Raw genomic sequence first — 19369 nt, forward strand, 5'->3', positions numbered from 1 at the left:
AACGACACGGCTCTATGGCGGCGAGGGCGAGGACAAGATCACCGGCGGCTCTGGCGATGACAGCATCGACGGCGGCAACAGCCGTGACACGATCTTCGGCGGCGAGGGCAACGACTGGATCGACGGCGGCGGCGGCGAAGACCTGATCTATGGCGGCCGGGGCAATGACACGATCTACGGCGGCCAGGGCCAGGACACGATCTATGGCGGTTCCGGCGACGACTTCCTGAACGCCGGCGACGAGGGCTGGAACCGTTCGACCGACACGCTCTATGGCGGTCAGGGCAACGACACGCTGGAATCCAACGGCAACCAGGACCGGCTCTACGGCGGGTCCGGCGATGACGTGCTGCGCCTGAAGGCCGACGGAACCAACTTCAACAACCTCTATGTCTACGGCGGCGAGGATCCCGGCGATACCGACTGGGATGTGCTCGACCTGTCGGAATACTACGCGATGTATCCCGACCTGCAGATCATCTACGAGGACGGTGCCCCGGGCGAGGAAGACGGCCGCATCCTGCTGAAGACCGGCAGCGGCCAGGAGCTGGGCCGGATCACCTACGAGGGTATCGAGCAGATCCGCACCACGCCGCCGGATGGCGCCATCTGCTTCGCGCCCGGCACGCTGATCGCCACCATGCGCGGCGAGGTGCCGGTACAGCAGTTGCAGCCGGGCGACCGGGTGATCACCCGCGACAACGGCATGCAAGAGCTGCGCTGGATCGGCAAGCGCACCCTCGGACCGCGCGAGCTGGCGGGTGCGCCGCATCTGCAACCCGTGCTCGTGCGGGCGGGTGCGCTCGGCAACGGGCTGCCGCATACCGACCTCGTCGTCTCGCCGCAGCACCGGATGCTGATCCGCTCGGACCGTGCCTCGCTGCTCTATGAAGAGAACGAGGTGCTGGTGGCGGCGAAGGATCTTGTCGGCATGGCGGGGGTCGAACGGCTGGCCAACCGCGAGGTGACCTACCTGCACCTGCTGTTTGACCAGCACGAGGTCATCCTGGCCAACGGCGCCTGGTCGGAAAGCTTCCAGCCCGGCGATTATGCGATGAAGACCCTCGACCGGGCACAACGCGCCGAAATCCACTATCTCTTCCCCGAACTGGCCGGGACGGGCCGGCGGCCCGAGGCCTTCGGCGCGGCCCGGCGCAGCCTGAAGGCGCATGAGGCCAAGGTGCTGCGCGCTGACGGCGGGCTGTTCACAGGCGGCGCGAGCGCCTCCATTCATCCCATGCCTCTGGTGCATCAAGGTCGGTGACCGCATGGGCCCCGGGCAGGGGCACCAGGTGCAGGCGCGCCACATGGGCGGCAATGACAGAGGCGGCCCCGCGGTCGCCTCTGAGCTCTCGCAGGTCCGGCACGAGGTCGGGCGGAAAGAGCACCGGGTGGCCCGGGGTCTTGCCGCTGGCGCCGCGCAGGATCGGCAGCGGTTCGCCCCGGAAGGCGGAGGCGACAAGGCGCAGGTCGGCAGCGGTGATATCGGGCATGTCGGCGGGCAGCACCATCACCCCGCGCAGCGGCCAGGCCAGGGCAGAGACGGCGGTGCGCAGCGAGGCCCCCATGCCCTCGGAGGCCTCGGGCACGGGCACCGCGATCCGCGGCAGACCCTCCAGGGCCTGGATGCGGGCCCGGGCACGGGGATGGGGCAGCTCGGGCAGGGCGACATAGAGCGGGCCCAGCCCGGCCGAAGTCACCACCTGGGCCATGCGGCGCAGCAGCGGGGTGCCGTCGATCTCTTCCATCAGCTTGTCGCGGCCCCGCATCCGGCTCGAGGTTCCGGCGGCCAGCAGGATCGTGGCGATCATCGCGCCGGGCCGTCGCCGCGGCCCGCTTCGCGCAGCACCGCGCGCAGCACGTAGAGGCGGATGGCCGAGGCCAGGCCGATGTCGACGCCGCGGCCCTGGTCGATCTCGGCGGCCAGCTGGTTGACCGGCTTGTCGGCCAGCGTGGCGAGGCGGCGGAACTCTTTCCAGAACTCGTCTTCGAGCGATACCGAGGTACGGTGCCCCTGCAGGGTCAGCGACCGCTTGACGGGTCTGCCGCTCATGTCCCGGGGTCGCCCTCTGGCGGGGCGTTCTCGCGCTTGTGGCCGTCGAGGTGGCGCCGGGCGGCCTGATCCTGCTGGGCGTCGCGCATCTTTTCCGCCCGTGTCCGGCCGAACTTCGCCGCATTGGCGTCGCCGCGCGCCTTCTTCTCGGCGCGGGCCTTCTGCTTGCGGAACTGGTTGAGGTTGGTGATCCCGGTCATGGCGATATCCTAGCATGCGGCACGGGGGCTGTCAGCGCCATTGCAGCGCGTCGGGACAAGCCCCAGATAAGCGTCAGAGCGGGCGGGGCGCCCGCCGCAGGAGATGCAAATGATTGAAATCTGGGCCCTGATCCTCGGAGGGCTGCTCTGCCTCGTGGCAGGGGGAGAATTGTTGGTCCGGGGCGCGGTCTCGGTGGCCGAGCGGCTTGGCATGTCGCCGCTGGTCATCGGCCTGACGCTGGTCGGCTTCGGGACCTCGATGCCCGAGCTGGTGACCTCGGTGCAGGCGGGCCTGTCGGGGGCACCGGGGATTGCCTACGGCAATATCGTCGGCTCAAACATCGCCAACATCCTGCTGATTGCGGGCGTGTCGGCGCTGCTCTGCCCGATCATCGTCACCCGGCAGGCGCTGCGACGGGACGCTGCGGTGATGCTGGGCGTGGCGCTGCTGTTTGCCGGACTGGCCAGCCTGATGCCGATGACGCGCCCTGTGGGGCTGGGCATGGTCGCGGCGCTGGCTCTCTATATCGCCTGGGTCATCCGGCAAGAGCGGCACAGTGCCAGCTCGGGCGCCATCGCCGATAAGGCGGCGGCGCTGGCCGGGCTCGACCCGTCGGTGGTGCCTGCAGGGGCGCCAGCGGCACAGCCCTCGGGGCGGCTGGTGGTGTCGCTGGGGATCGCCCTGGCCGGACTGGTGCTGGTGGTGCTGGGCGGCAGCCTGCTGGTCAGCGGCGCGGTGGACCTGGCGCGCGACCTGGGCCTGTCCGAGACGGTGATCGGCCTGACCATCGTCGCCGTCGGCACCTCGATGCCCGAGCTTGTGACCTCGGTCGTCGCGGCGCTCAGGCGGCAGGGCGACGTGGCCTTCGGCAATGTCGTCGGCTCGAACATCTACAACGTGCTCGGCATCGGCGGCGCCACGGCGCTGATCGCGCCCTCCGAGGTGCCCGCGCAGATCCTGCGGCTGGATGCGCCGGTCATGGTCGGGGTCTCTCTGCTGCTGGTGGTCTTCGCCGCCACCGGGCTGCGGATCGGCCGCCGCGAAGGCGGTGTGCTGCTGGCGGGCTACCTGGGCTATCTCTGGCTGCTCTGGCCCTGAGACACGGCCCGAACACGGAGCTGAAACGCGAAACGGCGCCCCAAGGGGCGCCGTCTGCAATCTCCAAGCGGCCATCCGGCCCCTGAGGCGATCAGTCCTTTGGACCGATCATGTCCTCGGGACGCACGACCCGGTCGAAGGTCTCTTCGTCGACGAAGCCCAGGCCGATGGCCTCTTCCTTCAGCGTGGTGCCGTTCTTGTGCGCGGTCTTGGCGACCTTGGTGGCATTGTCGTAGCCGATGGTGGGGGCCAGCGCGGTGACCAGCATCAAGCTTTCCTTCATCAGCTTGTCGATGCGCGGCAGGTTGGCCTGGGTGCCGACGACCATGTTGTCGGTGAAGGCAGAGGCCGAGTCGCCAATCAGCTGCATCGACTGCAGCACGTTGTAGGACATCATCGGGTTGTAGACGTTCAGCTCGAAGTGACCTTGGCTGCCGGCGAAACCGATGGCGGCATCGTTGCCCATGACATGGGCGCAGACCATGGTCAGCGCTTCCGCCTGGGTCGGGTTCACCTTGCCCGGCATGATGGACGAGCCCGGCTCGTTTTCCGGCAGGATCAGCTCGCCCAGACCGGACCGGGGGCCCGAGCCCAGCAGGCGCATGTCGTTGGCGATCTTGAACAGCGAGGCGGCGACGGTCTTCAGCGCGCCCGAGAACATGACCATGGCGTCATGGGCGGCCAGCGCCTCGAACTTGTTCGGGGCGGTGACGAAGGGCAGGCCGGTGATCTCGGCCATGTTGGCGGCGACCATCTCGGCCCAGCCCTTCTTGGTGTTCAGGCCGGTGCCGACGGCGGTGCCGCCCTGGGCCAGCTCGTAGATGTCGCCAAGGGCAGACTTCACGCGCTCGATGCCCTTGCGGACCTGGTGCGCGTAGCCGCCGAATTCCTGGCCCAGGGTCAGCGGGGTCGCATCCTGGGTGTGGGTCCGGCCGATCTTGATGATGTCCTTGAACTCTTCCGACTTGGCTTCCAGCGCGGCAGCCAGCTTTTCCAGCCCAGGCAGCAGCGTGTCGCGGGCGGCCATGGCGATGCCGACGTGCATCGCGGTCGGGAAGGTGTCGTTCGAGGACTGACCCATGTTGCAGTGATCGTTCGGGTGCACCGGCGATTTCGAGGCCAGCTCACCGCCCAGCATCTCGATGGCGCGGTTCGAGATCACCTCGTTGGCGTTCATGTTGGACTGGGTGCCCGAGCCGGTCTGCCAGACCACCAGCGGGAAGTTGTCGTCGAACTTGCCCTCGATCACCTCACCGGCGGCGGCGATGATCGCATCGGCGATCTCGGCCTCCATGTTGCCCAGCTCCTTGTTGGCCATGGCACAGGCCTTCTTGATCACGCCGAGCGCGCGGATGATCGGAACCGGCTGCTTTTCCCAGCCAATGGGGAAGTTCATGATCGACCGCTGGGTCTGGGCGCCCCAGTACTTGTCGGCGGGAACTTCGAGGGGGCCGAAGCTGTCGGTTTCGGTACGGGTCTGCGACATGTCAGGTCTCCGAAAGGGTACGTCGCAGGTGGTTTACCCGATCACGGGGCGGTTTCAATGCCGTTCCCGCTAACATTTTCCCTTTGCAGGGGGTGGCCGGCGGCTTGTGATCACAAAGTCGGAGCCAGAAAGGCAAGGGGCCGCCAAGCTGGCAGCCCCGAATATCGGCCCTTGGGCGAGTGCATCATCTCGGGCCATCCGGCCGTCGCGGGTCAGTTCTGCCGGCGGCGGAACTCGAAGACACGGGCCGGGGGCAGGTTGGCCCAGACGGTGCCGCGCTTGCGGGCGGTGATGCCCATCTCGGCCTGGGTCTCGGGCGGGATGGGGGCGTTCGGGCTGTAGGTGATCTGCGCGAAGACCCCGTCGGGCGCCATCACCTTGAAGGCATTGCCCACCACCTCGCGCTGGATCTGCGGACGGGCCAGGACCGGCACCCCCGAGATCACGCAGCCCAGGTTGGTGACACCGATGTCCTCGATCTGCTGCGCGGGCTGGTTCAGCACCCTCACGCCGGGGAACTTCTGGCGCAGCTCGTCGCAGAAGCGGGCGTTCAGCTCTATCAGGATCAGCCGCTCGGGGGCGATGCCGCGTTCCAGCAGGACGCGGGTGAAAGAGCCGGTGCCCGGCCCGATCTCGAGGATCGGTCCCGAAACCTGTTCCACCCCGGCGGTCATCATCCGCGCCACCGCGGCGGAAGAGGGCGCAATGGCCGAGACCTCCTTCGGCTTGCGCATCATCTGTCCGAGAAACACCGTGAAATCGCTGGCCAAGTCCTTGTCCCCCTGCGTTCGGTCACGCCCTATGTCTTGGCCATCCGGCCCGATCCGGACAAGGGCTCTTCGCTGAGTTTACAAAAAATTCACCGAAGGATCGGCTCTGCGACGCAGGGCTGTCATGCAACGCGAAACGGCCCGGAGGGTGTCCGGGCCGCGGGGATTGCGTCGTTGCAAAGGCGGTTGGCCTACTTGCGGAAGGCGTCCAGGCGGACCACCTCGGCGTCGCCCTTCTCGGACTTGCCTTCGGCGCCGTCGCTGCCCTTCGAGCGGTCGCGCAGCGGCGGAGGTGCGTCGGGCGGGGTCGGATCGTCGTCGTCTTCCTCGTCCTCATCCTCGTCGTCCTGATCCTGGGTCTCGAACCGCAGACCGAATTCGACCGAAGGGTCGACGAAGGTCAGGATGGCGTCCAGCGGGATGTACATCCGCTCGGGGCTGTCGCCGAAGTTCAGGGTAACGGCAAAGCCGTCCTCCGAGACGTCGAGATCCTCGAACCAGTGCTGCATCACCACCGTCATCTCGGTCGGGTAGCGGTCGCGCAGCCAGGCGGCCAGCTCGACCTGGTCGTGGGTGGTGTCGAAGGTGATGAAGAAGTGATGAGCCCCCGGCAAGCCGTTCCGGGCCACGTCCGACAGCACGTCGTGGATCAGCTTGCGCATCGCGCGGTGCATCAGGTTTCCGTAGTCGATGGATCGGGCCATGTTGTTCTTCCGGGACACTTTTCGCCGAGCATAGGGGATTCGATCCAAAACGGAAGGCGATGTGGCAGAATTTCGAGGTCGCGGCTGCGGCGCCGGGCCCGAGGGCAGGGCACGGGCCGCGCCCAGGGCACGCGCCCTGCCGTTTCAGCCCGCCAGCAGCCGTGTTGCCAGACCTGCCAGCGCCATCAGGGCAAGGCTGCTCAGCAGACCCGCGCGCAGACCCAGCATCAGCGCTGCCGCCACCAGGATCAGCCCGGCCGGAAGCGGCTGGAAACTGCCGGGATCGGGCAGGGGCAGGGGGCCGCGCCGGTCAACGACCTCGAAGAGAACATGCAGTGAGAACCACAGGGCCAGCGAAGCGATCACCCCGACCACCGCCGCCGTGATCGCCTGCAGCGCGGCGCGCAGGCGGGGCTGGGCCAGCAGGCGCTCGACATGGGGGGCGCAGACGAAGATGAACAGGAAGCAGGGCAGGAAGGTCACCCAGAGCGTCAGCGCCCCTGCGGCCAGGCCCAGGCCCGGGCCCTGGCGGATCGCACCGGCCACCATGGCGACGAACTGGGTCACCAGGATCAGCGGGCCGGGGGTGGTCTCGGCCAGGCCGAGGGCGTCGATCATCTGGCCCGGGCTCAGCCAGCCATGGGTCTCGACGGTGACCTGCGCCATCCAGGCCAGCAGGGCGTAGGCGCCGCCGAAGCTGAGCACCGCGAGGCGGGCGAAGAAGGCGCCGAGGTCGAACAGGAAGTCCTGGCCGGTCAGTTTCAGCGCCAGCAGAGGTGCCAGCCAGGCGCAGGCCCAGAGCAGAGCGGTCTGCAGCGTGCGGCGCAGGTCGGGAGCGGGGGAGGAAGGCGCAGGCGGGGCCGTGCCCGCCGGGGCGGAGCCGCCGCCCTGCCAGAGGCCCCAGGCCCCGGCGGCGAGGATCAGCAGCGGAAACGGCAGCCCGAAGGCAAAGAGCGCCACGAAGGCGCCAAGCGCCCAGAGTCGCTGCGCCAGCCCGGTCAGCGCCTTGCCCGACAGCCGCCACAGCGCCTGGCACACCAGCACCACGACCAGCGCCTTGATCCCGAGGAAGGCCGCCTGCACCTCGGGCACACTGCCCCATTCGACATAGGCCAGCGCCAGGGCCGCAACCACCAGCGCTCCGGGCAGGACGAAGAGCAACCCGGCCAGCAGGCCCCCGGCCACGCCCTTCAGCCGCCAGCCCGCATAGGTCGCCAGCTGCATCGCCTCGGGGCCGGGCAGCAGCATGCAGAAGCTGAGCGCGCCCAGAAAGGCCTGCTCACCCAGCCAGCCGCGCCGGTCGACCAGCTCTCGGTGCATGACCGAGATCTGCGCCGCCGGACCGCCGAAGCTGACAAGTCCGATGCGTCCGAAGGCGGTCACCATCTGCCGCCAGTCGGGCAGGGCTTGGGGGCGGGTCATGGCGGCTCCTTGCTGCGCGGGGCAGGTTTCAGGGCGACAGTTGCGGGGCGTGCCGTGCCGGTCAACCCGTTCCGTGCCCCGCCGGGTTCGCCCTGCGGCAGACGTGGCCCTTGGGGCGCAGCCCCCCGTCCAGGGGCCAGCTCATCCCGGTTCGGCGCAGCGGTCGACCCGGCGCAGGAAGGTCCGCTCTTCGCGCAGCAAAAGCTGTTCGTCCCGGGCAAGGTCGAAAGCCTGGCGAGCCAGCGGATCCCGCGCCAGCCGCGCCCGGTAGGCTTCGTATTCGGCCAGCGAGGGGATGTCGTAGATCCCGTAGCCCAGGGTGGCCGACCCCTCGTGCGGGGCGAAGTAGCCGCGCAGGGTGGCGCCGTTGCGCGGGATCGCCTCGCCCCACATGCGGGCATAGGTCTCGAACTGCGGGCGCTTGTGGTGGGCGATCTGGTACTGGATGATGCAGGTCAGCATGGGGGTCTCCTTCGGGTGCGGCCCCGGTGTGCCACGGCAGGCGCGACCGGTGCTTCGGTGAGGGCCGAAGCATTCCGCCGCGCCGCCGTGCCAGGGTGGCGGCGAAAGGAGCCCGCAATGACAGAGGCACGTCCCGATTTCCGCCAGGGCCCCGGCATCACCCGCGTCGCGGCCCTGCTGGGCGACCCCTCGCGCGCGGCCATGGCCGAGGCGCTGATGTCGGGCATGGCGCTGACCGCCAACGAACTGGCGCAGGAGGCCGGCATCGCCGCCTCGACCGCCTCGGGCCATCTTGCACAGCTGCTGCACGAGGGCCTTCTGTCGGTCACCCCGCGCGGACGGCACCGCTACTACCGCATCGCCGGCCCCGAGGTCGCCTCGGCGCTGGAGGGGCTCATGGGGCTGGTCGAGGCGAAGGGGCCAAGCCGCTGCCGCCCCGGTCCGCATGATCCGGCGCTGCGCCATGCGCGCAGTTGCTATGACCATCTGGCGGGGGCGCTGGCGGTGCAGATGCATGACAGCCTTGCCGCCCGGGGCCTGTTGCGGCCCGGGCCCGAGGGGCTGGTGCTGAGCGAGACGGGCGCCTCGGCGCTGGCGCCGCTGCTGCCCGGGGTGCGGCTGCTGGCGGGGCGACAGTGCCTTGACTGGTCAGAGCGGCGGATGCACCTCGCCGGTCCCCTCGGCCGGGCGCTGTTGCTGGCGCTGCTGGACCAGGGCTGGGCCCGGCGCGGGCAGGGGCGCGAGATCGCGCTGACGCGGCGCGAAGAGGCGGGTTTTGCCGCGCTCTTTCCCCTGCCTCAGGGCAGCGGTGCGGTTTGGTAGAGCGTGACCCGGATACCGCCGTGATCCACCGGCGGGGTGGTGGGCAGGAAGGGCAGGCCCGAGGCCCGCGCCAGCCCGCCATCCGAGGTGATGATCGCCGCGCGCCAGCCCCGGAAGCGCTCGCGCAGCACCTCTCCCATCCGGCCATAGAGCGCGAACAGCTGCCTGCGGTCGCCGATCCGCGCCCCGTAGGGCGGGTTGACGATCACCAGCCCCGGTTTGCCGGCGGGACGTTCGAGATCCGACAGGGCGCGGTGCCGGAAGCGGATCGCCCCAGACAGCCCGGCGGCTTCGGCATTGCGCGTGGCCATCTCGATGGCCCCGGCGTTGCGGTCCGAGCCGAAGAAGTCCGGCAGGTCCGTCAGCGGTTCCGGCGCCTCGGCGCGGATGCGGGCGTAAAGGTCGGGCTTGAAACTGGCAAGATGCTCGAAGGCAAAGCTGCGGTCCCGTCCGGGCCAGAGCCCGGCGGCGATCTCGGCGGCCTCGAGCACGAAGGTGCCCGAGCCGCACATCGGATCCAGCACCGGCTCATTGCCGCGATAGCCGGTCTGCCGCAGGAACAGCGCTGCCAGCGTCTCGCGCATCGGCGCCTTGCCGACGGCGGGTTTGTGGCCGCGCTTGTGCAGCCCCTCGCCGCTGGTATCGACGCTGAACTGGACGTAGTCGCGCTGGATGCGGGTCTTCAGCGTCACCGGCGCCCCGGCGTCGATCACCGCGCCGAAACTTTCGGTCAGCGCCCGCTCGATCCGCTCCTGTGCGGCACCGGCGTGGTAGATCTTCGACTTCTGCGAGGTGACGACCTCGACCCGTATCGGAACATCCGGCCGCAGCACCTCGGACCAGTCAAAGCTGCGGGCCCGCTTGTCGAGCTGCGCCAGATGGCTGGCGGGAAAGCCGCCGATCCGCGCCAGCACGGCATTGGCCCCGCGCAGCTTCAGGTTGGCGCGCCAGACGGTGGTCCATTGCCCCTGAAGGGTGACGCCGCCGGGAACGGGGGTGGCATGGGCAAACCCGGCCTCCCGCGCCTCTTCGGCCAGGATCTCTTCAAGGCCCGGGGCCCCTTGCAGGAATATCTCGAATGCAGCGCTCATGTCGCCTGATACAGCGAAGCGACGACAGAGGCGAGAGCCAAGGCCGCGCTTTCAGCCTGCCGGGACGACGCGGGCAGCGCGATCCCAAAGCGTCAGCCGTCGGGCGTGGGCCGGTTGCGTCCTGTGCATCAAGGGTGGGGGGGAGAAGTGCAGGTTTCTGTTGCCAGGTACCTGCGAACCCCGCCTTAAGCTGCAAAGCCCAAGGACTTAGATTTCGGTATTCCGGACTGCTTACGCAGCCAGGGCAACCGGAGCACGATTGTTGTTGGCAATTGTACTTTGTGTACCGATAACGGTGGTAACTCACCGGGACAAAGCAACATCTTTAGACGTTCGTCGATCCTATTTCGGCCCCATGATCCCCCAACAAGGGATGTTTGGTGGAGCCGCCGGGTACCGCCCCCGGGTCCGATCCGCTTATTACATGCGCGTTTATGCCCATAGTCGCCGAGGCGACATCCCTCATATAGGGCGGCTGCGCCGGGATTTGAAGGGGAAATCGCAGCGGAATTTCAGCATCGCCCGCAAGGCAGGTGGGTCTTGACCCCGGGCCGGGCCGCGGCAACCCTGCACCCTGATGACAGGAGCCCCGATGACCCAGCCGATCTACCGCACCGCCACACGGCAAGAGCTGGACATCATGTCCGGCTGGGCCGCCGCCGAGGGCTGGAACCCCGGCCTGGAAGATGCCGATCCCTTTCATGGCGCGGACCCTGACGGTTTCTTCGTCGCCGAGGTGGCAGGCGCGCCCGTCGCCTGCATCTCGGTGGTGAACCACGCGGCGGAGATGGCCTTCCTCGGGTTCTACATCTGCCAGCCTGAGTTCCGCGGGCGGGGGCTGGGCATGGCGCTCTGGTCCCATGCGCTGGCCCATGCGGGGGCGCGGACGGTGGGGCTGGACGGGGTCGCGGCGCAGGAGGCGAACTACGCGACATCCGGCTTCGTCAAGCTGGGCATGACGCGGCGCATGGCGGGGCAGCTCGAGGGGCAGGGCGATGATGCGATCCGTACGCTCGCCCCCGGCGATCTGCCGCAGATCCTGGACTGGGACCGCGCCGCCAGCGGCTACGATCGCGCGGCCTTCCTGACCGGCTGGCTGGACGATACCGCGTCCCGCCGCAGCCTGATCGCCCCCGAGGCGCGCGCCTTTGTCACCATTCGCCGCTGCGGCGAGGGGGTGAAGATCGGCCCCGTCGTCGCCGAGGATGCCGCCATGGCCCTGCGCCTGATCCGTGCCGCGCTGGCAGAGTTGCCCTCGGACCAGGTCTTCATCGACCTCTTCCCCGGCAGCCCCCTGGCCGCGCCGCTCGAGGTGCTCGGCTTTGCCGAGACCTTCGCCGCCGCCCGCATGTACAAGGGCGCGGCGCCGCAGGGCGACGGACGGCTGCTGGCCATCGCCTCGATGGAGTTGGGCTGAACGCAAAAGGGGCCCCTGAGGGCCCCTTCGCATCGGTCTGTCCCGAAGCCGCAGGCCGAAACCTCAATCGGCCAGCTTGACCAGCGCGTGGCGCTTCTTGCCGGCCGAAAGCTTCACCGTGGCGGCAAGTGCGGCGGCATCCAGCATCAGCCCGGCATCGGTCAGCGGTGCATCGTTCAGCCGCGCGCCATTGTCGGTGATCAGCCGCTTGGCCTCCTTGCCGGTCTTGGCGAGGCCCGAACGGACGATCAGCTGCGCCACGGAAATCCCGTCGCCGACCTCTGCCGCGGTCAGCTCCAGCGTCGGCAGGTCATCCCCCACGCCGCCCTTCTCGAAGACCTCGCGGGCGGTGGCCTCGGCCGCCTTCGCCGCCTCTTCGCCGTGCAGCAGCGCTGTGACGGCATTGGCGAGGATCACCTTGGCCTCGTTGATCTCGGCCCCGCCGAGCGCGCCGAGGCGGTCGCATTCCGCGACCGGCAGCTCGGTATAAAGCTTGGCGAAACGGCCCACGTCGGCGTCGGTGGTGTTGCGCCAGAACTGCCAGAACTCGTAGGGGCTCAGCATGTCGCCATTGAGCCAGATCGCGCCATTGGCGCTCTTGCCCATCTTGCGGCCGTCCGAAGTGGCCAGCAGCGGCGTGGTCAGACCGTAGATCTCGTGGTCCAGCACCCGGCGGGTCAGGTCGATGCCGTTGACGATATTGCCCCACTGGTCCGAGCCGCCCATCTGCACCAGGCAGCCGTAGCGCCGGTTCAGTTCCAGGAAGTCATAGGCCTGCAGGATCATGTAGTTGAATTCGAGGAAGGACAGCGACTGCTCGCGGTCCAGGCGCGATTTCACCGATTCAAACGACAGCATCCGGTTGACGCTGAAATGCCGCCCGATGTCGCGCAGGAACTCAAGGTAGTTCAGCCCGTCCAGCCATTCGGCATTGTTCAGCATCAGGGCCCCCGAGGGCGCCTCGTCGTAGGACAGGTAACGCGCGAAGACCTTGCCCATGCCGTCGATGTTGGACTGGATCTGATCCGGCCCCAACAGGGGGCGTTCGTCGCTGCGGAACGAGGGATCGCCCACCTTGGTGGTGCCGCCGCCCATCAGGGTGATCGGCTTGCCGCCCAGCTTCTGGAACCAGCGCAGCATCATGATGTTCATCAGATGCCCGACGTGCAGCGAGGCCGCCGTGGCGTCATAACCGATATATCCGGGCACGACCCCCTTCAGCAGCGCCTCGTCGAGGCCCTGGTAATCCGTGCAATCGGCCACGAAGCCGCGTTCCTGCATCACGTTGAGGAATTCGGATCTGGGGGTGTAGGTCATCGCTCTTGTCCGTATCAGGGTTGCGCGGCAACCTATAGTCATCGGGACCTCGAAGGGAAAGACCATGTCGAAGCGCAGGGGCCAGCCGCGGATGCTGCGTGTTCTGGGGGCCATGTCCGGCACCTCGCTGGGTGGTGTCGACGCGGCGGTGCTGGGCACCGACGGCACGCGTATCGCAGGCTTCGGTCCCGCCGCCCGTCGCCCCTACACGGCGGCAGAGCGCGAGACCCTGCGCGCCGCCCTCGGGCTCTGGCCCGGCGACGACCCGGCGCGCCTCTCTGCCGCCGAAGAGGTCCTCCGCACCGCTCATGCCGAGCTGCTCTCGGGCTTCGAGGGCATCGATCTGGTCGGCTTCCACGGTCAGACCCTGGCCCATGAGCCGCGCGGGCGGGGCAGCTTCCAGGCCGGCAATGGCGCCGACCTGGCCGGGATTCTGGGTCTGCCGGTAGTCTGGGACTTCCGCGCGGCCGATCTGCGGCTCGGCGGCGAGGGCGCGCCGCTGACGCCCTTCTACCACCACGCACTGGCCCGGCATCTGGGGATGAAGCGCCCCGTCGCCTTCCTCAACCTCGGTGGCCTCGGCACGCTGAGCTGGGTCGATCCGTCCCGGCCCACCCCCGAAACTCCCGGCGCGGTGCTGGCCTTCGACACCGGCCCGGCCACGGCGCCGCTCGACGACCTGATGCTGGTGCGCCGGGGCCTGCGCTGTGACGAGGACGGCGCGCTGGCCGCCGAGGGCAGGGTGGCCGAGGGCGCGCTCGAACTGTTCCTCGATGATCCCTATTTCTCGCGCCTGCCACCCAAGTCGCTGGACCGCAACGGTTTCGCCACCATGGTCGGCCTCGTGGGCGAACTGTCGGATGCCGATGCCGCCGCCACTCTGACCGCCATGTCCGCCAGCGCCGTGATGCGCGGGATGGAGCACCTGCCCGAGCCCCCCGACCGCCTGCTGGTCAGCGGTGGCGGTCGCCTGAACCCGGTGCTGATGGAAATGCTATCGGTCGCGCTCGACTGCCCCGTGGAGCCGGTCGAAGAAGTGGGCCTCGACGGCGACAGGCTCGATGCCCAGGCCGTCGCCTTCCTCGCCGCACGGGTCTTCCACGGGCTGGCGACTTCCTGCGCGGGCACCACCGGGGTCAGCATGGCGGTCGGTGGCGGCGAGATCTCGCGTCCGACCCTGCGGGCGCTGACCTGATTGCATCACCAGGCTGAAAATACTCCGGCCCGAGGCCTGCCCGCCATCGGCCCGACGCGCCTGCACCGATCCCCCGGGCGCAGCCGTCCAGAAGGGGTGGCCCTGATCCGCCCGCCAGCGTCCACAGGTGAAGTTATCGCTAACACGACCCATTGGCAGCGCCGTGTTCTCTGCTATGGTGCGCCCGTGCCGCGCCGCGGCAGGGCTGCGGCCCGGATGTCTCAATGCTCTAGGGAAAGGAGCCCCGATGGTCTCGCGCGTGATTCCCGTCGATCCCTTCGATCTGGTCATCTTCGGCGGCACCGGCGATCTTGCCCGGCGCAAGATCCTGCCGGGTCTGTTCCGTCGCTTCTGCGCCGGTCAGATGGAGGACAACTCTCGCATCATCGGCGCCGCCCGGTCCGAGCATGAGACCGCCGAGTTCCGCCAGATGGTGGCCGATGCCATCGCCGAATTCGACCCCAAGAGCGGCACCAAGGACCAGCTCGCGGCCTTCCTCGAGCGGCTGGAATACGTGCAGGTCGATGCGCTCGGGTCCGACGGCTGGCAGGAGCTTGCCGCGCTGATGGACGAAAAGCGGGTGCGCGCCTTCTATTTCTCGGTTGCCCCCAGCCTGTTCGGGGCGCTGGCGGAACGGCTGCACAGCTATGGCATCGCGGATTCCGAAACCCGCATCGTGGTCGAGAAACCCTTCGGCAAGGATCTCGCCTCGGCGCAGGCGTTGAATGCCTCGCTGGCCGAGCATTTCGACGAAAGCCAGATCTACCGGATCGACCATTATCTGGGCAAGGAGACGGTCCAGAACCTGATGGCGGTCCGCTTCGGCAACATGCTCTTCGAGCCGCTGTGGAATTCGCAGTACATCGACCACATCCAGATCACCGTGGCCGAGACCGTGGGCGTCGACGGGCGCGGCGAATACTATGACCGCTCCGGCGCCATGCGGGACATGGTGCAGAACCACCTGATGCAGCTGCTGTGCCTGACCGCGATGGAGCCGCCCGCCAAGTTCGACCCCGATGCGGTGCGCGACGAGAAGCTGAAGGTGATCCGCGCCCTGAACCCGGTGCCGCTGGAGGATGTCGTGCGCGGCCAGTACCTGGGTGACGGGGACAAGCCGGGCTACCTGGAAAACGCGGGCGATCCCGACAGCAAGACCGAAAGCTTCATCGCCCTGCGCGTCGAGGTCTCGAACTGGAGGTGGGCCGCCACCCCCTTCTACCTGCGCACCGGCAAGCGGCTGCGCGCGCGCAGTTCGGAAATTGCCGTGGTCTTCAAGGAGACCCCGCATTCGATCTTCGGCGAAGAGGCGGGGCGGCACCGCAACGTGCTGACCATCCGGCTGCAGCCGAACGAGGGCATGGACCTCTTCGTGACGATCAAGGAACCGGGCCCGGGCGGCATGCGTCTGGTCGATGTACCGCTCGACATGACCTTTGCAGAGGCCCTCGGCCCTGAGGCCGAAGAGGTGCCCGACGCCTACGAGCGCCTGATCATGGATGTGATCCGGGGCAACCAGACGCTGTTCATGCGCGGCGACGAGGTCGAGGCCGCCTGGGCCTGGGCCGATCCGCTGATCGCCTCGTGGGAAAATCGCGGCGACAAGCCGGTGCCCTATGACACCGGGTCGACCGGCCCGGAAGAGGCGCTGGCGCTGATGCATCGCGAGGGTCGTCGCTGGCGCGAGATCCGCGCCTAGGGCATTCTGTGCGACAAGATCGACATGCAAGAGGGGGAGAGCGCCCGCGCGGGCGCGCCCCGGACCATGGCCCGAAGGGACAGGACAATGGACTTCAAGGAATACCCCGACCGCGATCTGCTGGCGCTCAGCCTGGCCGATTCCCTCGCCTCCGAGCTGGGTGCGGCGCTGCGCCACGAGGATCGCGTCACCTTCTGCGTGCCCGGCGGGACCACGCCGGGGCCGGTCTTTGACGCGCTGACCGCCGTCAAGTTGGACTGGGACCGTGTCGATGTAGTGCTGAACGATGAACGCTGGGTGCCGGAAAGCTCTCCGCGCTCGAACACCGCGCTGCTGCGCCAGCGGTTGCTTCAGGGCCATGCGGCCGCGGCCGGCCTGTTGCCGCTCTATGCCGACCTGCCCGAGCCTGACATGGCCATGGACGCCCTCTCGGAAGCGATCCGGCCGCATCTGCCGATCAACGTGCTTCTGCTGGGCATGGGCACCGATGCCCATACCGCCAGCCTCTTCCCCGGTGCCGACCGGCTGGCCGATGCGCTGGCCCCGGATGCGCCGATCCTGCTGCCGATGCGGGCCGAGGGCGCGGGCGAGCCGCGCATCACCATCACCGCACGCTACCTCAAGGGCGCCATGTCCACCCATGTGGTGATCATGGGCGACGAAAAGCGCCGGGTGCTTGAAGAGGCCCTGGGCATGAAGCCGGAAGACGCCCCGATCGCGGCCATCCTGCCCGGCGCCGTGGTGCACTGGGCGCCCTGACCCCTTCTTGCCCGGCGCCTCCTGCGGGGTGGCGGGCCTGCGACACATCCGACCAAGGAGCACCCCATGTGGCAAGACATCTCCCGCCTCGCCGATGCCCATGCCGACCGCGCCATCCTCGGCCTCTTTGCCCGTGATCCGGGACGGTTCGAAGCGTTCTCGGCCAGTGCCGACGGGCTGCTCTTCGATTACTCCAAGACCAATATCTGCACCGAAGTGCGCGCCGCGCTGCTGGCGCTCTGCACTGCCGCCGATCTGCCGGGCAAGCGCGCCGCGATGTTCGGCGGCAGCAAGATCAACGAGACCGAGGGCCGCGCCGTGCTGCACACCGCGCTGCGCAATCTCGACGGCGGCCCCGTGACGGTGGACGGACAGGACGTGATGCCGGGGGTGCTGGCGACGCTCGACCGCATGGGGCAGTTCGCCGAGGCGGTGCGCTCGGGGGATTACGAAGGGCAGGGCGGCCGGATCACGGATGTGATCAACATCGGCATCGGCGGCTCTGACCTGGGGCCCGCCATGGCCGAGATCGCCCTGCAGCCCTTCGCCGACGGGCCACGCTGCCACTTCGTTTCGAACGTCGACGGGGCGCATATCCACGAGGCGCTGAAGGGGCTGGACCCCGAAACCACGCTGGTCATCGTCGCCTCGAAGACCTTCACCACCATCGAGACCATGACCAATGCGCGCACCGCCTGGGACTGGATGGCAGGCAAGGTCCGCGAACCGGGCGCGCAGTTCGCCGCCCTCAGTTCGAACCAGGAGAAGACCGCCGACTGGGGTATCGACACCAGCCGGGTCTTCGGCTTCGAGGACTGGGTCGGCGGGCGCTATTCCATGTGGGGCCCGATCGGCCTGGCGGTGATGATCGCCATCGGCCCCGAGGCCTTCCGCGACTTCCTGCGCGGCGGCGAGGCGATGGATCGCCATTTCCAGACCGCCGCACCCGGGCAGAACCTGCCGGTGCTGCTGGCGCTCACCGGGATCTGGCACAACCAGGGCCTGGGCCACGCCACCCGCGCCGTATTGCCCTACGAACAGCGCCTGGCGCGCCTTCCGGCCTACCTTCAGCAGATGGAGATGGAGAGCAACGGCAAGCGCGTCGCCATGGATGGCAGCGACCTGCCCGTGCATTCCGGTCCCGTGGTCTGGGGGGAGCCGGGCACCAACGGCCAGCACGCCTTCTACCAGCTGATCCACCAGGGCACCCGCGTCGTGCCCTGCGAGTTCATGGTCGGCATCGAGGGTCATGAGCCCGAGCTGAGCCACCAGCATGACCTGCTGATCGCCAATTGCCTGGCCCAGTCCGAGGCGCTGCTGCGGGGCCGCTCGCTGGAGGAGGCAACGGCGATCATGGCCGCCAAGGGGCTGGAGGGCGCCGAGCTGGACCGTCAGGCGCGCCACCGCGTCTTCCCCGGCAACCGGCCCTCGACCACGCTGGTCTATCCGAAGCTGACCCCCTTCGTGCTGGGCCAGATCCTGGCGCTTTATGAACACCGGGTCTTTGTCGAGGGGGTGATCCTGGGCATCAACTCCTACGACCAGTGGGGCGTCGAGCTGGGCAAGGAGCTGGCGGTGAAGCTGTCTCCGATCCTGTCCGGGCAAGAGAGCACCGAGGGCAAGGACGGCTCGACTGCGGGTCTGGTGGCGGCCATTCGCGCCGGCCGCCCGGGCTGAGCGGATCCGCGGCCTGCAGGGAAACGGAAACGAAAGCGCCGGCCCGGGGGAGACCCGGAGCCGGCGTTTTCATGGCTGCATCCTGCAGTGGCAAATGTGGGAGACGGGAGCGGGATCCCGCCTCCCCAGGCCTGCCGGACGGTGTGGGACGTCCCAGCTGCAGGCCCTCTGCGACCGGCTTCGGTACTCGGGAAACGGCGCCAGGGACAGACGCACATCCGAAAACCGGCCGCAAAGCTGGTTTGGCGAGCGCCCAACATGGAACGCTCGCCGTCGAAACCAGGAAAACTCTTAAACTTCCAAACCTTGTACTCGTTCACTTCACCACAGCCCCTGAAGGCCTTATTTAGAGTTACGGAGGGCATCCGTGAAGAGTTTCACTCGTGGTGCGTTTTTTCCGAAAAATCTCTGAGGTCTGAAATCGCGGGGAATACCCGGCGTTCAGCGGTCCCGCGCGGGGATGTCGAAACCCGGGGGTGCCAGGGTGAAACCGGCGAAGTCGAAACCGGGCGAGACGGTGCAGCCGACCAGGGCCCAGCCCCCTTCGGCGCGGGCGGCTTGCCAATGACCGGCAGGCACGATGCCCTGCGGCCGGTGTCCGCTGGCAAGATCCGGGCTCAGCATGAGCCGTTCTGCCGGTCCGGCCTCGGTCTCGGCGATCCGCAGTTCGACCGGCGCGCCGGCATAGTGGTGCCAGATCTCGGTGGCATCGACATGGTGCCAGTGGCTGGCCTCGCCCGCGCGCAGCAGGAAGTAGATGCAGGTGCCCGAGGCGCGCGCCGGGGGCCCTGACGTGCCATCCCCGTCACCGGTGGTCTCGGCAATCCAGGTCTGGCGATAGTGCCCGCCCTCGGGATGCGGGGCGAGGTCGAGCAGGGCGATGATTTCTTCGGCGGTCATGCGGTCTCCGGGCAGGATGGGCCTTGCGCGGGGGGTGCATCGGGCGCCGGGCAGGGGAAGGGCATTGACCGCCTCCCCCGCTTCGCGCTAGAGCGCAGGGGCCGAAAAACGCAAGGCCGGTTGGTTAGCCCGGCCACGATGGCACCCCGAGGGGGCTGTCGCAAGTGTGTCTCAGATTCCCGGCGCCCCTTTTCAATGGGCGCCCGCTGGATCCTCCTCCATGGCGCCCCCGATCCATGAGGACCATAAATGAGCACCTCCACTCCACCGCCCGCCGCGCCCAATCCCAAGGCCAT

The 19369-nt window shown here is 68.4% G+C and carries 19 protein-coding genes and 1 other RNA gene; 8 read left to right on the forward strand and 12 right to left on the reverse strand.

All coding sequences use genetic code 11. The features are described from left to right. Window positions 1-1264: Hint domain-containing protein (locus tag OS124_RS23945; RefSeq protein ID WP_010138734.1), on the forward strand; the 1264-nt coding region annotated here is incomplete at its 5' end. Here OS124_RS23945 and OS124_RS0107010 read toward each other — a convergent pair. Genes OS124_RS0107010 through OS124_RS0107020 form a run of 3 tightly spaced genes read right to left on the reverse strand, consistent with a single transcriptional unit; the run spans window position 1206 to window position 2253 of the window. Then, window positions 1206-1811 (reverse strand): nucleotidyltransferase family protein, encoded by a 606-nt coding sequence (locus OS124_RS0107010; protein ID WP_010138736.1) that lies wholly within the window; start codon window positions 1809-1811, stop codon window positions 1206-1208. The genes OS124_RS23945 and OS124_RS0107010 overlap by 59 nt on opposite strands. Further along, a complete protein-coding gene (locus OS124_RS0107015) occupies window positions 1808-2053 on the reverse strand; it encodes a ribbon-helix-helix domain-containing protein (protein ID WP_010138738.1) in 246 nt (81 codons plus the stop codon). Before OS124_RS0107015 ends, OS124_RS0107010 begins: the two co-directional genes overlap by 4 nt. Continuing rightward, window positions 2050-2253: a DUF4169 family protein gene (locus OS124_RS0107020; RefSeq protein WP_010138739.1), complete on the reverse strand. Its 204-nt coding sequence runs from the start codon at window positions 2251-2253 to the stop codon at window positions 2050-2052. The genes OS124_RS0107015 and OS124_RS0107020 overlap by 4 nt, the downstream gene beginning before the upstream one ends. A gap of 109 nt (window positions 2254-2362) precedes the next feature. Between OS124_RS0107020 and OS124_RS0107025 the strand changes: the two genes are divergently transcribed. Next, the gene (locus tag OS124_RS0107025; protein ID WP_010138740.1) at window positions 2363-3352 is read left to right on the forward strand and encodes a calcium/sodium antiporter; all 990 of its coding nucleotides are present in this window, start codon (window positions 2363-2365) and stop codon (window positions 3350-3352) included. A 91-nt stretch (window positions 3353-3443) separates the two neighbouring features. Here OS124_RS0107025 and fumC read toward each other — a convergent pair whose 3' ends face one another. The 5 genes from fumC to OS124_RS0107050 all read right to left on the reverse strand — a co-directional run bounded on the left by fumC (window position 3444) and on the right by OS124_RS0107050 (window position 8196). Continuing rightward, on the reverse strand, window positions 3444-4838 hold the full coding sequence (fumC, locus tag OS124_RS0107030; protein WP_010138741.1) for a class II fumarate hydratase: 1395 nt from the start codon (window positions 4836-4838) through the stop codon (window positions 3444-3446). 212 nt (window positions 4839-5050) lie between these two features. Beyond that, window positions 5051-5608 carry a class I SAM-dependent methyltransferase gene (locus OS124_RS0107035; RefSeq protein ID WP_010138742.1) on the reverse strand — a complete coding sequence of 186 codons (558 nt, stop codon included), beginning with the start codon at window positions 5606-5608 and terminating at the stop codon, window positions 5051-5053. Window positions 5609-5799: 191 nt separating this feature from the next. Beyond that, window positions 5800-6312, reverse strand: a complete 513-nt coding sequence (locus tag OS124_RS0107040) for an SspB family protein (RefSeq protein ID WP_010138743.1) — start codon at window positions 6310-6312, stop codon at window positions 5800-5802. 144 nt (window positions 6313-6456) lie between these two features. Beyond that, window positions 6457-7734, reverse strand: a complete 1278-nt coding sequence (gene chrA, locus OS124_RS0107045) for a chromate efflux transporter (protein WP_010138745.1) — start codon at window positions 7732-7734, stop codon at window positions 6457-6459. 141 nt (window positions 7735-7875) lie between these two features. Then, window positions 7876-8196: an NIPSNAP family protein gene (locus OS124_RS0107050; RefSeq protein ID WP_010138746.1), complete on the reverse strand. Its 321-nt coding sequence runs from the start codon at window positions 8194-8196 to the stop codon at window positions 7876-7878. A 117-nt stretch (window positions 8197-8313) separates the two neighbouring features. Here OS124_RS0107050 and OS124_RS0107055 point away from each other — a divergent pair, with 117 nt between their 5' ends. Further along, window positions 8314-9018 (forward strand): ArsR/SmtB family transcription factor, encoded by a 705-nt coding sequence (locus OS124_RS0107055; protein ID WP_010138747.1) that lies wholly within the window; start codon window positions 8314-8316, stop codon window positions 9016-9018. Here OS124_RS0107055 and OS124_RS0107060 read toward each other — a convergent pair. Together OS124_RS0107060 and ssrA are read right to left on the reverse strand one after the other, a co-directional pair. After that, window positions 8994-10109 carry a THUMP domain-containing class I SAM-dependent RNA methyltransferase gene (locus OS124_RS0107060; RefSeq protein ID WP_010138748.1) on the reverse strand — a complete coding sequence of 372 codons (1116 nt, stop codon included), beginning with the start codon at window positions 10107-10109 and terminating at the stop codon, window positions 8994-8996. The two genes, OS124_RS0107055 and OS124_RS0107060, sit on opposite strands and share 25 nt — an antisense overlap. 146 nt (window positions 10110-10255) lie before the next feature. Continuing rightward, window positions 10256-10605: a transfer-messenger RNA gene (ssrA, locus tag OS124_RS26470) on the reverse strand. A 96-nt stretch (window positions 10606-10701) separates the two neighbouring features. On the opposite strand from ssrA, the gene OS124_RS0107065 reads away from it, so the two are divergent. Continuing rightward, window positions 10702-11526 (forward strand): GNAT family N-acetyltransferase, encoded by an 825-nt coding sequence (locus tag OS124_RS0107065; protein WP_010138749.1) that lies wholly within the window; start codon window positions 10702-10704, stop codon window positions 11524-11526. 63 nt (window positions 11527-11589) lie between these two features. Here the strand turns inward: OS124_RS0107065 and tyrS are convergent, their stop codons facing one another. Then, entirely contained in the window at window positions 11590-12843 is a 1254-nt protein-coding gene (gene tyrS / locus OS124_RS0107070; RefSeq protein WP_010138750.1) for a tyrosine--tRNA ligase, read from the reverse strand. A gap of 64 nt (window positions 12844-12907) precedes the next feature. Between tyrS and OS124_RS0107075 the strand changes: the two genes are divergently transcribed. The 4 genes from OS124_RS0107075 to pgi all read left to right on the forward strand — a co-directional run bounded on the left by OS124_RS0107075 (window position 12908) and on the right by pgi (window position 18173). Beyond that, entirely contained in the window at window positions 12908-14038 is a 1131-nt protein-coding gene (locus OS124_RS0107075) for an anhydro-N-acetylmuramic acid kinase (protein WP_010138751.1), read from the forward strand. 247 nt (window positions 14039-14285) lie between these two features. After that, complete coding sequence (gene zwf / locus OS124_RS0107080) at window positions 14286-15737, forward strand: glucose-6-phosphate dehydrogenase (protein ID WP_010138752.1); 1452 nt, start codon at window positions 14286-14288, stop codon at window positions 15735-15737. A gap of 87 nt (window positions 15738-15824) precedes the next feature. Then, window positions 15825-16496 (forward strand): 6-phosphogluconolactonase, encoded by a 672-nt coding sequence (gene pgl / locus OS124_RS0107085; protein ID WP_010138754.1) that lies wholly within the window; start codon window positions 15825-15827, stop codon window positions 16494-16496. A 21-nt stretch (window positions 16497-16517) separates the two neighbouring features. After that, complete coding sequence (gene pgi, locus OS124_RS0107090; protein ID WP_272941946.1) at window positions 16518-18173, forward strand: glucose-6-phosphate isomerase; 1656 nt, start codon at window positions 16518-16520, stop codon at window positions 18171-18173. A gap of 441 nt (window positions 18174-18614) precedes the next feature. Here pgi and OS124_RS0107095 read toward each other — a convergent pair whose 3' ends face one another. Then, a complete protein-coding gene (locus OS124_RS0107095; RefSeq protein WP_010138756.1) occupies window positions 18615-19073 on the reverse strand; it encodes a cupin domain-containing protein in 459 nt (152 codons plus the stop codon). Between the last annotated feature and the right edge of the window lie 296 nt (window positions 19074-19369).

It is taken from the genome of Oceanicola sp. S124, from assembly GCF_000220565.1.
Classification (GTDB): Bacteria; Pseudomonadota; Alphaproteobacteria; order Rhodobacterales; family Rhodobacteraceae; genus Pseudooceanicola.